This is a genomic window from Gordonia sp. YC-XJ4, assembly GCF_059511865.1.
In genome coordinates this window covers 1,003,760-1,016,990 of the sequence record NZ_CM183447.1, presented here as the reverse complement: position 1 = coordinate 1,016,990, position 13,231 = coordinate 1,003,760, and the positions used below count along the sequence as shown (strand labels likewise).

Below are 13,231 nucleotides of genomic sequence, written 5' to 3'. Positions count from 1 at the left end.
GGTCAATCATGCTGGGGGAAACCCAGGTTGATGCCGCCGTGTGACGGATCCAGCCACCGCGATGTGACCGCCTTCTCCCGTGTGAAGAAGGCGTAACCGGCACTGCCGTACGCCTTCGCGTCGCCGAACAGCGACGCCTTCCAACCCCCGAAACTGTGGTAGGCCACCGGAACCGGGATCGGCACGTTGATCCCGATCATCCCGACGGTGACCTCCCGCTGGAATCGTCGGGAGGCCCCACCGTCGTTGGTGAAGATCGCCGTGCCGTTTCCGTAGGGAGAAGCATTGATGATCTCGACGCCTTCGGCGAAGCCGGGCACCCGGACCACCGAGAGCACCGGTCCGAAGATCTCGTCGGTGTAGGCCGCCGAGTCGAGCGGCACCCCGTCGAGCAGCGTCGGGCCCAGCCAGAATCCGTCGGCGCCGCCGTCGAACTCGCCGTCGCGACCGTCGACGACGACGCGGGCGCCGTCGGCCATGGCGATGTCGATGTAGCCCGACACCTTGTCGCGGTGGGCCGCGGTGATCAGCGGACCCATGTCGCAGCCCTTGCGGCCGTCGCCGGTGCGCAGGCCGGCCATCCGGGAGGCGATGCGCTCGATCAGCTCGTCGGCGATCGAGTCGACCGCCAGCAGTACCGACACCGCCATGCATCGCTCACCGGCACTGCCGAATCCGGCGTTGACCGCGGCGTCGGCGGCCAGGTCGAGGTCGGCGTCGGGCAGCACCAGCATGTGGTTCTTCGCACCGCCGAGTGCCTGCACCCGCTTGTCGTGTGCGGTGCCGGTGGCGTAGACGTACCGCGCGATCGGTGTGGACCCGACGAAGGAGATCGCCGGGACGTCCGGGTGGGTCAGCAGGGCGTCGACGGCCTCCTTGTCGCCGTGTACGACGTTGAGCACTCCGGGCGGCAGACCGGCCTCGGTCATCAGCTCAGCGAGCCAGTTCGCCGCGGACGGGTCCTTCTCACTGGGCTTGAGGATCACGGTGTTGCCGGCCGCGATGGCCAGCGGGAAGAACCACAGCGGCACCATCGCCGGGAAGTTGAACGGGCTGATGATCCCGACCACGCCCACCGGCTCGCGCACCGAGTACACGTCGACACCGGTCGAGACATTCTGGGAGAACTCACCTTTGGACAGCTGCGGCATGCTCAGGGCAAGCTCGACGACCTCGAGTCCGCGCGCGATCTCGCCGGCCGCGTCGGAGAGCACCTTGCCGTGCTCGGCGGTCAGGATCTCGGCGAGCTCGTCGCGCCGCGCGGCGAGCAGTTCGCGGAAGCGGAGCATGACTGCCTGACGCGCCGCGATGGAGGCGTTGGCCCACCCGTCGAAGGCGCCGACGGCGGTGGCGACGGCCTGCGAGACGTCGGCGGCACTGGCCAACCGCACCTGCTTGCTGACCTCACCGAGCGCCGGGTCGTAGACCGGAGAGGTGCGCTCGGAATCCCCCGCCCATGCCTTGCCCCCGACGTAATGGTCGAGCACCGTGGTGGTCACTTCGTCACTCCTTCGATCGTCGTGCTGGACAGTACTTCTCGATAGATGGCCATGGCCTCGCGGACCTCGTCGTCGGAGACGATGCACGGCGGGACCACGTGGATGCGGTTCTCGGCGGTGAACGCGAGCAGCCCGCGCGCGGCGAGTTCGGACTTCAGTCCGGCCACCTGCGCCGCGGGCAGCGGTTCCCGGGTGGCGCGGTCGGTGACGAGCTCGATCGCCCAGAACACGCCGACGCCGCGGACCTCGCCGATGATCGGCAATTGCGCTGCCAGCGCCTCGAGTTCGGGTCCGATGACCTCGGCGCCGACGCGTGCGGCATTCTCGACGATGCCCTCCTCGGACATGGCGTCGAGGGCGGCGACGACCGACGCCGCCGCCAGCGGGTGCCCGCTGTAGGTCAGTCCGCCCGGGAAGACCCGGTGGGCGAAGGTCTCGGCGATGGCGTCGGAGATGATGACCCCGCCGATCGGCACATATCCGGAGTTGACGCCCTTGGCGAAGGCGATGAGGTCGGGCACCACGTCGTGCGGTTCGAAGGCGAACCACGTTCCGGTGCGGCCGAATCCGGCCATGACCTCGTCGGCGATGTAGACGATGCCGTACTTGTCGGCGAGCGCGCGCACGCCGGCGAGGTAGCCGGGCGGCGGCACCATGATTCCCGCGGTCCCGGGTACCGATTCGAGCAGGATCGCCGCGATGCTCGCGGGCCCCTCGGCGACGATGGTTCGCTCCAGATGTGCCAGTGCCCGTTCGCATTCCTGCTCCGGGGTGCTCGCCCAGAACTCCGAACGGTAGAGGTAGGGACCGTGGAAATGGACGTGGCCGCGCGCGAATTCGTTGGGCACGCGTCGCCAGTCGCCGGTCGCGACGACGGCGGCACCGGTGTTGCCGTGATAGGAGCGGTAGGTGCTGAGCACCTTGTCACGGCCGGTGTGCAGGCGGGCCATGCGGATCGCGTTCTCCACCGCGTCGGCGCCGCCGTTGGTGAAGAAGACCTTGTTCAACCCGTCGGGGGCACGGTCGACGATCCGTTTGGCGGCCTCGCCGCGGGCGAGGTTGGCCGTCGCCGGGGCGATGGTGCACAACGTCTGTGCCTGCTCGGCGATCGCCGCCACCACACGCGGATGCTGATGCCCGATGTTGGTGTTGACCATCTGGCTGGAGAAGTCCAGGTAGCTGCGCCCGGCATCGTCCCACACCCGGCAACCGCTGCCGCCGGTGATGACCATCGGGTCCAGATCGGCCTGCGCCGACCACGAATGGAAGACGTACTGGCGGTCGAGCTGATAGGCGCGCTCGTGCACCGAGCTCTCGAGAGTGCTCATCTCACTGCTCCTTTCGCACGGCGACGCCGCCGCGGGTGAGGGTCGGGATGATGTGCTCGCCGTACATGCGCATCGTCTCCTCCTTGTTGTCGTGTTGGAGGTAGCCGGCGAACTGGTCGACACCGAGTTTGCCGAGCGCCTCGAGTTTGGTGAGGTGGTCCTCGACGGTCCCCAGCACGCAGAAGCGGTCAACGATCTCGTCGGAGACGAAGTCGGCGTGGGTGTTCCCGACCTGGCCGTGCTGGTTGTAGTCGTACCCCTCGCGGGTCTTGATGTAGTCGGTGAGGGCGGCCGGGATCGAGCCGTCGGTGCCGTAGCGCTCGACGATGTCGGCGACGTGATTGCCGACCATGCCGCCGAACCACCGGGACTGATCACGCTGGTGATCGAGGTCGTCGCCGACGTACATCGGTGCTGCCACACAGAATTTCACGTCGTAGGGGTCGCGGCCGGCATCCGAGGCCGCAGAGCGGACGGTGTCGATCATCCACGACGCGATGTCGAGATCGGCGAGTTGCAGAATGAATCCGTCGGCGATCTCACCGGTCAGCGCCAGCGCTTTCGGGCCGTAGGCGGCCACCCAGACCGGCAGTGACGAACCGGAGCTCCACGGGAATCGGACCGTGGAGCCGTTGATCTCGACCTCACGGGAGTTGCCGAGTTCGCGGATGACGTTCACCGACTCGCGCAGATCACGCAGGGTGGTCGGCTTGCCGCCGGTGACACGGACCGCCGAATCACCGCGCCCGATACCGCAGATGGTGCGATTGCCGTACATCTCGTTGAGCGTGGCATACAGCGATGCGGTGACCGTCCAATCACGCGTCGCGGGATTGGTGACCATCGGCCCCACCGTGACGCGCCGGGTCTCGGCGAGCATCTGGGCGAACAGCACATAGGGCTCCTGCCACAGCACGTGCGAGTCGAACGTCCAGACATGGCTGAAGCCATGCGATTCCGCGAGGCGGGTGAGCGCGATGGTGCGCGCCGACGGCGGATGGCACTGCAGGACAACTCCGAAATCCATGATGCTCCTAGATGAGGTACTGGCTGAGTTCTCGGCGGACGAACTTCCCGTGGCCCTTGGTGCCGACGTAGTCACGGTCTGCGACGACCACCGAACCGCGGGACAGGACGGTGTCGACGGCGCCGTCGATCTCGTATCCCTCCCACGCGGAGTAGTCCATGTTCATGTGGTGGGTTTTGCCCATGCCGATCGACGTGTGCCCGGCGGGGTCGTAGATCACGATGTCGGCGTCGGCGCCCGGTGCGATGACACCCTTGCGTCCGTAGAGGCCGAACATCCGGGCCGGGGTGGTCGCGGTGATCTCCACCCAGCGTTCGAGGCTGATCTTGCCGTCGACCACCCCTTGGTAGAGCAGGTCCATCCGGTGTTCGACCGAGCCGATGCCGTTGGGGATCTTGGTGAAATCCCCGATGCCCATGTCCTTTTGGCCCTTCATACAGAACGGGCAGTGGTCGGTCGACACCAGTTGCAGATCGTTGGTGCGCAGGGCTTGCCACACCTCGTCCTGGTGGTGATCGTGCTTGGATCGCAGCGGCGTCGAGCACACCCACTTGGCGCCCTCGAACCCCGGTGCGCCGAGCTGATCCTCGAGCGAGAGATACAGGTATTGCGGGCAGGTCTCACCGTAGACGTTCTGTCCGGCGTCGCGGGCGGCGGCGAGTTGGCCGACGGCCTGCTTGGCCGAGACGTGCACGATGTAGAGCGGTGCGCCGGTGAGGTTTCCGAGCATGATCGCCCGGTGGGTCGCCTCCTCCTCCAGCTGCCAGGCGCGGGCGATCCCGTGATAGTACGGATCGGTCTTGCCCGCGGCGACGAGTTGCTCGGCGAGGACGTCGATCGCCGGACCGTTCTCGGCGTGCATCATGGTCAGCAACCCGGTCTCGGCCGAGACCTGCATGGCCCGCACGATCTGCGCGTCGTCGCTGTAGAAGACGCCCGGATAGGCCATGAACAGTTTGAAACTGGTGATGCCCTCGTCCTGCAGGCCGGCCATGGCGGCCAGCGAGTCGGCGTTGACGTCGCCGACGATCTGGTGGAACGAGTAGTCGATCGCGCATTCACCGTCGGCCATCGAATGCCAGGTCGCCAGCGAATCCTGCAGTCGCTCACCGAACTTCTGCACGGCGAAGTCGATGATGGTGGTGGTACCACCCCACGCCGCGGCCCGCGTGCCGGTCTCGAACGTGTCGCTGGCCTGGGTGCCGCCGAACGGCATCGACATGTGGGTGTGCGCATCGATGCCGCCCGGGATGACGTACTTGCCGGTGGCGTCGATGACGGTGTCGGCGGTGGTGGCCAGATCGGCGCCGAGCACCGTCGAGCCGGGTTCGAGCAGGGCGACGATGCGCTCGCCGTCGACCAGGACGTCGGCTGCGCCCTTGCCGGTGGCCGAGACGACGGTGCCGCCGTGGATGAATGTGGTTGCCATGGAGATCCTCTCGCGAGAAGGCGCGGTCAGCGGGCGGGGATGGCGTCGTAGCTGTCGGGGCGGCGATCGCGGTAGAACTGCCAGTCGTTGCGGACCGTGCGCACCAGGTCGAGATCGAGGTCGCGGACCACGATCTCCTCGGTGTCGGTGGAGGCGACCTCGCCGACGTAGTTGCCGCGCGGGTCGGCGAAGTAGGAGCTGCCGTAGAAGGTGACCGCCTTGTCGCCGAATTCCCCGCTCTCGGTGCCGATCCGGTTGTTGGCGGCGACGAAGTACTGGTTGGCGGCCGCGGCGGCGGGCTGCTCGAGTTCCCACAGGCGGTTCGAGAGCCCGGGTTTGGTGGCCGAGGGGTTGAAGACGATCTCGGCGCCGTTCAGACCCAGTTCCCGCCAGCCTTCGGGGAAGTGCCGGTCGTAGCAGATGTAGACGCCGACCTTGCCGACCGCGGTGTCGAAGACCGGGTAGCCGAGGTTGCCGGGCCGGAAGTAGAACTTCTCCCAGAAGCGGTCGACGTCGGGGATGTGGTTCTTGCGGTACTTGCCCAGGTAGCTGCCGTCGGCGTCGATGACCGCAGCGGTGTTGTAGTAGAGGCCCGCCATCTGCTCCTCGTACACCGGCAGCACGATGACGATGCCGAGTTCCTTCGCGATCGCCGCGAAGCGTTCGGTCAGCGGGCCCGGGACGGACTGCGCGTACTCGTAGTACTTGGCGTCTTCGACGATCCCGAAGTACGGACCGTGGAAGAGCTCCTGGAAGCAGACGATGTTCGCGCCCTGAGCCGCGGCCTCGCGGGCCAGGCCCTCGTGCTTGACGACCATGGACTCTTCGTCCCCGGTCCATTCCGCCTGGGTGATCGCCGCTCTGATCACGGTCATCGCTTGTTTCCTCCGTCGTCGGTGGGACTCGTCAACTTGTGATTGAATAAATGACACTCTGGCGAGTAAACATTTCCGGAATATTTCTCACTATGGAGTATGTGTTACGACCGCGGGGCCGAAACGACAGAATCTCCTCAAGACACTTCTCGATCCCGACCGACCGCCCCGACCGACCCACCGAGGTATCCGATGACCGTGCACGACCCCGCCACCGAGGTGACGCCGCAGCGCATCGTGATCGACGACCCCACGCCTGCGGGGATCGCCGGCGCCATCGGACGGATGATCCGCAATGGTGAACTCGTCCCGGGTGATCGCCTGCCCACGGTGCGCGATCTGTCCGCCCAGCTCGGGGTCTCCCCCGCGACCGTCAGTTACGGGTGGAAGGCGTTGTCCCGCTCGGGCCTGGTGGTCTCGCGCGGACGCAGCGGCACGTTCGTCGCCGACGGCGCCGTTTCACCGGAGGTGCCCCGGGTGTCGCGCACCGCGACGATGGCCCGCACCCACGGCAGCATCGGGCTCGATCTGTCGAAGGGGTCACCGGACCCCGAGCTGCTCCCCGAACTGAAAGCCGCACTGTCGAATGTGGCCGAGCGGGCCGCGACGACCAGCTATCACGATCATCCCGTGGTTCCCGAGCTCGGCGACCTGCTGCGCACCCGTTGGCCGTCCAAGGCGCAGGCACTGACCGTCGTCGACGGCGCCCTCGACGCGGTGACCCGCTCGCTGCAGGCGGTCACCCGCTTCGGTGACCGCGTCATCGTCGAGGACCCGACGTTTCCGCAGTTCCTCGATCTGCTCGACACCCTTGGCCTGCAGCACATCCCGGTGCCGGTCGACCGCCACGGGCCCGATCCGGATGCGTTCGCCCGCGCGATGGCCCAGGCGCCCACCGTGGCGCTCCTGCAGCCGCGTGCCCACAACCCGACCGGTGTCAGCATGACCGCGGCCCGCGCACGCGATCTCGCGCGTGCCGTCCGGGGGACGCGGTGCGTCGTCATCGAGGACGACCACAGCGGTGCCGCCGTGGCCGCCCCCGACATCAGCCTGGGCCGGTGGCTGCCCGATCAGGTGGTCCATGTGCGCAGCTTCTCCAAGTCTCATGGCCCCGACCTGCGGATCGCCGCGATGACAGGTCCGCGCGAGGTGATCGACCGGGTCACCGCCACCCGTATGCTCGGACCCGGCTGGACCCCGCGGCTGCTGCAACGGGTGCTCTACGAACTGCTCACCGACGAGGCGTCCGTCGCCGCCGTCGACAACGCCCGCGCGGCGTATCGGTCCCGCCGTGCAGCACTGGTCGAGGCGTTGGCGGACAAGGGAATCGACGTCGGCGGCACCGACGGCCTCAACGTGTGGGTGCCGGTCGCCGACGAACGCAACGCATTGATCCATCTGGCCGCCAACGGTATTCAGGTCGCACCGGGCGATCCGTTCATCGTCGAGCCGCAGCGCGGCGGCGACCACGTGCGCGTCACGATCGCCACGCTGCGCGACGACGTCGAGCGGGTCGCGGCGACCCTCGCGGCAGCGGCGTCGGGAAACCAGGCGGATTTCTACCCGTTGCGGTGATCGGGGCCGGTGGTGGGGTCGGACAGGGACACCTCACCGCAGCTTGCGCCGCAACAACTTCCCGGTGGCGGTGCGGGGCAGTTCGCCGACCAGCTCGATCTCGCGCGGATACTTGAAGGCCGCCAGATGATCTCGGCAGTAGTCGATCAGCTCCTGCTCGGTCGGCGCGATCATCTCCGCCGAATCCTCCTCGGCGACATCCTTTTCGGAGGCTTCCATTTCGGCAACAACAACGAAGGCTTTGACCGACTCGCCGCGGTAGTCGTCGGGGATGCCGACCACCGCCGCGTCGACGACCGCGGGATGAGTGCGCAGGACCCGTTCGACCTCGTTGGGCCAGACCTTGAATCCGGAGGCGTTGATGATCTCGCTCTTGCGGTCGATGACATAGAACCAGCCGTCGGTATCCATGAAACCGATGTCCCCGGTGCGCAATTCGCCGCCGACGAAGGCCTCGGCGTCGGCACGAGGGTTACGCCAGTAACCGCCGATCACCTGCGGGCCGGAGACCACCAGCTCGCCGATCTGGCCGGGCGGTAGATCTGCTCCGTCATCACCGACGACGCGCACGACGGTGTCGAAGACCGGCACCCCGACCGAGAGCACCCCGGTTTCGGAGTCGAAGGGCGCCTGCGCGCCGATGGGCACCATGTGCGACGGCGACGACGTCTCGGTCAGTCCATAGACGTTGTGGATGTAGCCTCCGAGACGCTCCTGTAGGCGCGAGGCGATCGCCGGATCGATCGGCGCACCGCCGGACAGCCGCAACTCCAGGGAGTCGAGATCCCCTGGCAACAACGATGGTTCGTCGGCGAGTGCGATGTAGGCGGTGATCACCGCAACCATGAACCGGGGCCGGGTGCGGCGGATCGCGTCGAGGACGACGTCGGCCCGGAACCGGTGGGTGAGCACCAGCGGGGACCCGGTCAGCATCGACAGCGCCGCGGCCCCGATCAGGCCGGTGACATGGAACAGCGGCGAGGCGGCGAGGATCGGCTCGGCCCCGAGTGCGCACCATCGTCGGTAGACGTGCGCGCTGAACACGACGTTGGCGTGGGTCAGACACGCACCCTTCGGCGGCCCGGTGGTCCCGGAGGTGGCCATCACCACCGCGATGTCCCGCGGGCCGAGAGGTCGAGGCGCAAAGCTCTGTCGCGCTTGCCCATTCGCGATCAGGGTGTGCAGGTCGACGGCATCGGCGACGGTGCGGCGGGTGACCTCGGCGAAGAGCCTCGGCTCGTCGACCGGACCGCTCGGTCCGTCCAGCGGTGACGTGGTGATCACGACGCGCACGCTGCAGGTTCCGTCGGCGAGCAGTGGTGAGACGACGTCGAGGTAGAGGTCGTCGAGTGCGACCAGGGCTGTCGGCGTGTGGTCGCGGAGTCGTTGCCGGAGTTCGTCGGCGGTGACCATCGGGCTGATGAGCGCGGCGATCCCGCCGGCCCGCCACGCCGCGACGAGACAGATGATGAACGCGGGGTCGTTCTGGAGGAGCATGGCGAGTCGATCGCCGGGTGCGAAGCCGCGCGCGACCAGCAGACCGGCCACCGCGTCGGCAGCCTCGTCGACCTCCCGCCACGTCATCGTTTGTCCGAGGTAGTCCAGCGCGTTGTCATCGGGCCGGTCGGCGACGGTCGCCTCGAACATCTGCAATGCATTCGCAGCGCCCGCTGTCAGGTGCGCACCCAGATCCGGCGCATAGTGGACCAGCCACGGGCGCCGGTCGTAGTCGCCGGGGGCCGGGCCGCTCGTCGATCGTCGGGGATCGGGGTCGTCTGATGTGCGCATCGCGTGCGTGAGTGTACGGCCGCAACCCGTGCAGCAGTGGTGAACGCACGAATCGCCGCGCGCGCCCGACTCGGCCCGTACATTGTTCAGCGTGACTGAACCTGCGGTGGGCGGTGCGGTGCGACGAGCGCGGGAAAGCGCGGGGATGACCCTGCGTGATCTCGCCGGGCGCCTCGAGGTCAGTGTCGGCACGATGAGCGCGATCGAGAACAACAAGGTCGCGGTCACCGTAGAACGACTCAACGCCGTCGCCGCGGTGCTCGGGGTGACCGCAGGCGCCCTGCTGGCCGGCGATACCTTCGTCCGTCCGACCCCGCCGCGCGGGGATGACGACTGGCGACACTTCGCCGACCTCGACCTCGACCCCGTCCTGGCGGCCGCGGTGGAGGTGTTCACCGAGACCGGCTATCACGGTGCCACGATGCGCGTGGTCGCCGGCGCGGCGGGTATCAGCGTCGCCGGGATCTATCACCACTACCGGAGCAAACAGCAGCTACTCGTCGCACTCTTCGACGTCATGATGACCGAGGTGCATTGGCGGATGTCGGCGGCTGCCGACGAAAATCCGCATCCGGTGCCATCTTTCGCGCTCATGGTGGAGGCGCTCGCCCTGTGCCACACGCACCGGCGCGACCTCGCCTTCATCGCCGCCACCGAGATGCGCAGCCTCGAGGAGCCCGACCGAACCCGCGTCGCCGACTCCCGACGCCGTGTCCAACAGCACCTCGACGTCGTTGCCGCGGACGCCGTGGCGGCCGGCGAGTTCACCACCCCCAACCCGCACAACACCGGCCGGGCCATCGCCACGATGTGCATGGCGTTGCCCTACTGGTACTCGCCCGGCGGCCCGCAATCACCAGCCGAGGTCGCCGCCGAATACGCCGAACTCGCCCTGGCGATGATGGGCCATCGAGTTCAGCAGAACTGAACTCGCACGCCACATCTCACCACCCGCACATCGCTGTGATGCGGGGGTTGACGCACCCCGGGAACGTCTGTGATGCTCATCTCACTGAACCCGACCTGAACGATCGCTCGGACAGTTCAGAACATTCGCTCATCACTGGAGGATCAACGATGACCACCGCTCCCGAAGCTCCTGCACTCACCGAACTCCTCGACAACGCGCCGACCAACTGGGGCAAGTGGGGACCCGACGACGAGGTCGGCAGCCTCAACTACCTGACCGCCGAACAGGTGATCGCCGGCGCGTCGCTCATCAAGAAGGGCGCACTGTTCACCCTGCAACGCCTGATCGGCGACCCGAAGGGCGACCCGGTCTGGCCGGGCCGCAGTCCCGCCACCCGCGAGATGATCCTCGACGAGTCGCACTGGGACGACGGTGGCGACGGCCCCGCATTCCCCGGCGGCCTGCACTACGCCGACGACAAGATCAACGCCTTCCTGCAGGGCTCCACGCAGTACGACGCCCTGGGCCACGTCTGGTACGGCGGCAAGATCTGGAACGGGTATGACGCCCGGACCACCATCGGTGGCCTCGACAAGGCCAGCGTCGAGCCGATCGCCGAGCGTGGCGTCGCCGGCCGGGCCGTACTGCTCGACATGGCGCGCCACCGCGGCGTCGACCACCTCGGCCCGCGCGAGACCTACGATCACACCGATCTCGAAAAGTGTGCGCAGGCACAGGGAATCGAGATCAAGCCGCGCGACATCCTGATCATCCGGACCAACCATCTCGAATTGTTCTTCCAGCAGGGCGACAAGTTCTACGACGACTTCTGCGAGCCGGGCCTGGTCTACTCGCCCGAACTCGTGGAATGGTTCCAGGCCAAGGAGATCCCCAACCTGGTGACCGACACCATCGCCAACGAGATCACCACCGACCCCAACAACGGTGTCGCCCTGGTGCTGCACAACGCGTTGATGCGCAACCTCGGCATCGCCTTCACCGAGATCTGTGATCTCGAGAAGCTCGCCGCCGACTGCGCCGACGACGGAGTGTACGAGTTCTTCTATGTCGCAGCACCGTTGAAGATCCACAACGCCACCGGCTCGCCGGTCAACCCGGTGGTGATCAAGTGAGCGAGGGTCTCTACGCCGCGCGGCCGTGGTTGTCGCTGTACCCACCGGGCACCGCCGGTGACATCACGACGGAGTACGCGTCGGGCCTGGCGTTGTTCGACGCCGCCGTCGCCGAGAATCCCGACGACGTCTTCCTGATCTACTTCGATCAGTCGTTGACCTTCGCCGAGGTCGATCGCGCCTCGCGTGCCGTCGCGGTCACGCTGCGCGAGCACGGTTTCGGCGATGACGATCGCCTCGGTCTGTACGTCCAGAACAATCCGGCGTTCGTGATCGGACTCCTCGCCGCGTGGCGGGCCGGCGGCGCCGCCGTGGCGATCAACCCGATGAACAAGGCCCGCGAGCTCACCTATCTGCTCACTGATTCCGGTGCTGTGGCGTTGCTCACCCTCGACGATCTCTACACCGGTGTCGCCAAGGGGGTCATCGAGTCGGGGTCGACGTCGGTGCACACCGTGATCACGTGCTCCGCGTTGGACTTCCAGACGCGCGGCGATCCCCGGTTGTTCGCCGAGCTCGAGCGCACCCGGCCCGAGGGGACTCTCGATCTGGTGACCATCATCGACGACTTCGTCGGTGGTGATCTCCCGGATGTCTCCCCCGGTCCCGATGATCTGGCCGTCCTCGCCTACACGTCGGGAACCACCGGTAATCCCAAGGGCGCCATGAACACTCATGGCAACCTGGCGTTCAACGCGCAAACCTATCGGGACTGGACCGGACTGAAACCCGGCGAAGGAATCCTTGGTATCGCGCCGCTGTTCCACATCACCGGACTGGTCGGTCACGTCATGTTCGCGATGATCGCCCGCTCACCACTGATCCTGGCACATCGCTTCGAGCCGTCGGTCATGCTCGACGCCATCCGCGAACACCGTCCGGTGTTCACGGTCGCCGCGATCACCGCGTTCAACGCTCTCGCATCGGCGCCGGGTGCCGGCGCCGACGACTTCGAGAGTCTGCGGATCCTGTACTCCGGTGGCGCGCCCATCGCCCCGGCGATGGGTGATCGGCTCGAGCAGGTCTTCGGGGCCTACATCCACAACATCTACGGACTCACCGAGACGAATTCTCCGTCTCACGGTGTGCCGCTGGGTGTTCGGGCGCCGGTCGATCCCGCGTCGGGAGCGTTGTCGGTGGGTGTACCGGTGTTCAACACGGTGGTGCGCGTCGTCGACGAGGCGGGCAACGACGTCGCCGTCGGTGAGGTCGGCGAGTTCGTGACGTCGGGCCCACAGGTGGTGCCCGGATACTGGAACAAGCCGGAGGCCACCGAGAAGTCGATCCCCGGCGGCGCCCTGCACACCGGTGACGTCGGCTTCATGGATGCCGACGGCTGGTTCTATCTCGTCGACCGCAAGAAGGACATGATCAATGCCTCGGGCTACAAGGTGTGGCCACGTGAGGTCGAAGACGTGCTGTACACCCATCCGGCGGTGCGTGAGGCAGCTGTGGTCGGCGTACCCGACGACTATCGTGGCGAAACCGTGAAAGCCTATGTGTCCCTTCGGGAGGGACAGTCCGTCGATCCCGACGAACTGATCGCCTTCTGCAAGGAGCAGATGGCCGCCTACAAGTACCCGCGCTCGGTGGAGGTGGTCGGGGATCTCCCCAAGACCGTCACCGGCAAGATCCTGCGGCGGGAATTGCGCGACCAGGGCTGACAC

General features: G+C 67.1%; 10 protein-coding genes. 4 read left to right on the top strand and 6 right to left on the bottom strand.

The annotated features are described in order from the left end of the window. Positions 1-2: 2 nt before the first annotated feature. The 5 genes from AC5ZH6_RS04490 to AC5ZH6_RS04470 are packed head-to-tail and all read right to left on the bottom strand — an operon-like array spanning position 3 to position 6,158. Positions 3-1,499, bottom strand: a complete 1,497-nt coding sequence (locus tag AC5ZH6_RS04490) for a CoA-acylating methylmalonate-semialdehyde dehydrogenase (RefSeq protein WP_014358889.1) — start codon at positions 1,497-1,499, stop codon at positions 3-5. Then, positions 1,496-2,827, bottom strand: coding sequence for an aspartate aminotransferase family protein (locus AC5ZH6_RS04485; protein WP_014358888.1), 1,332 nt, complete (start codon positions 2,825-2,827; stop codon positions 1,496-1,498). Before AC5ZH6_RS04485 ends, AC5ZH6_RS04490 begins: the two co-directional genes overlap by 4 nt. Before the next feature lies 1 nt (position 2,828). Then, a complete protein-coding gene (locus AC5ZH6_RS04480) occupies positions 2,829-3,854 on the bottom strand; it encodes a TIGR03842 family LLM class F420-dependent oxidoreductase (RefSeq protein WP_006372475.1) in 1,026 nt (341 codons plus the stop codon). 7 nt (positions 3,855-3,861) lie between these two features. Continuing rightward, positions 3,862-5,283: a dihydropyrimidinase gene (gene hydA / locus AC5ZH6_RS04475; protein ID WP_014358887.1), complete on the bottom strand. Its 1,422-nt coding sequence runs from the start codon at positions 5,281-5,283 to the stop codon at positions 3,862-3,864. A 26-nt stretch (positions 5,284-5,309) separates the two neighbouring features. After that, a complete protein-coding gene (locus AC5ZH6_RS04470; protein WP_014358886.1) occupies positions 5,310-6,158 on the bottom strand; it encodes a nitrilase-related carbon-nitrogen hydrolase in 849 nt (282 codons plus the stop codon). A gap of 192 nt (positions 6,159-6,350) precedes the next feature. On the opposite strand from AC5ZH6_RS04470, the gene AC5ZH6_RS04465 reads away from it, so the two are divergent. Further along, complete coding sequence (locus AC5ZH6_RS04465; RefSeq protein WP_014358885.1) at positions 6,351-7,733, top strand: aminotransferase-like domain-containing protein; 1,383 nt, start codon at positions 6,351-6,353, stop codon at positions 7,731-7,733. A gap of 33 nt (positions 7,734-7,766) precedes the next feature. Here the strand turns inward: AC5ZH6_RS04465 and AC5ZH6_RS04460 are convergent, their stop codons facing one another. Continuing rightward, positions 7,767-9,521, bottom strand: coding sequence for an AMP-binding protein (locus AC5ZH6_RS04460; RefSeq protein ID WP_014358884.1), 1,755 nt, complete (start codon positions 9,519-9,521; stop codon positions 7,767-7,769). Between the two features lie 91 nt (positions 9,522-9,612). Between AC5ZH6_RS04460 and AC5ZH6_RS04455 the strand changes: the two genes are divergently transcribed. The 3 genes from AC5ZH6_RS04455 to AC5ZH6_RS04445 all read left to right on the top strand — a co-directional run bounded on the left by AC5ZH6_RS04455 (position 9,613) and on the right by AC5ZH6_RS04445 (position 13,228). Next, entirely contained in the window at positions 9,613-10,449 is an 837-nt protein-coding gene (locus AC5ZH6_RS04455; RefSeq protein ID WP_081484703.1) for a TetR-type transcription factor C-terminal domain-containing protein, read from the top strand. A gap of 149 nt (positions 10,450-10,598) precedes the next feature. Further along, positions 10,599-11,564, top strand: coding sequence for a cyclase family protein (locus AC5ZH6_RS04450; protein ID WP_006372461.1), 966 nt, complete (start codon positions 10,599-10,601; stop codon positions 11,562-11,564). After that, a complete protein-coding gene (locus tag AC5ZH6_RS04445) occupies positions 11,561-13,228 on the top strand; it encodes a class I adenylate-forming enzyme family protein (protein WP_014358882.1) in 1,668 nt (555 codons plus the stop codon). The genes AC5ZH6_RS04450 and AC5ZH6_RS04445 overlap by 4 nt, the downstream gene beginning before the upstream one ends. Positions 13,229-13,231 lie beyond the last annotated feature (3 nt).

Coding starts and splice junctions, on each gene's coding strand:
- AC5ZH6_RS04485 (WP_014358888.1), bottom strand. CDS start 2,827: ATGAGCACTCTCGAGAGCTCGGTGCACGAGCGCGCCTATCAGCTCGAC.
- AC5ZH6_RS04480 (WP_006372475.1), bottom strand. CDS start 3,854: ATGGATTTCGGAGTTGTCCTGCAGTGCCATCCGCCGTCGGCGCGCACC.
- hydA (WP_014358887.1), bottom strand. CDS start 5,283: ATGGCAACCACATTCATCCACGGCGGCACCGTCGTCTCGGCCACCGGC.
- AC5ZH6_RS04470 (WP_014358886.1), bottom strand. CDS start 6,158: ATGACCGTGATCAGAGCGGCGATCACCCAGGCGGAATGGACCGGGGAC.
- AC5ZH6_RS04465 (WP_014358885.1), top strand. CDS start 6,351: ATGACCGTGCACGACCCCGCCACCGAGGTGACGCCGCAGCGCATCGTG.
- AC5ZH6_RS04460 (WP_014358884.1), bottom strand. CDS start 9,521: ATGCGCACATCAGACGACCCCGATCCCCGACGATCGACGAGCGGCCCG.
- AC5ZH6_RS04450 (WP_006372461.1), top strand. CDS start 10,599: ATGACCACCGCTCCCGAAGCTCCTGCACTCACCGAACTCCTCGACAAC.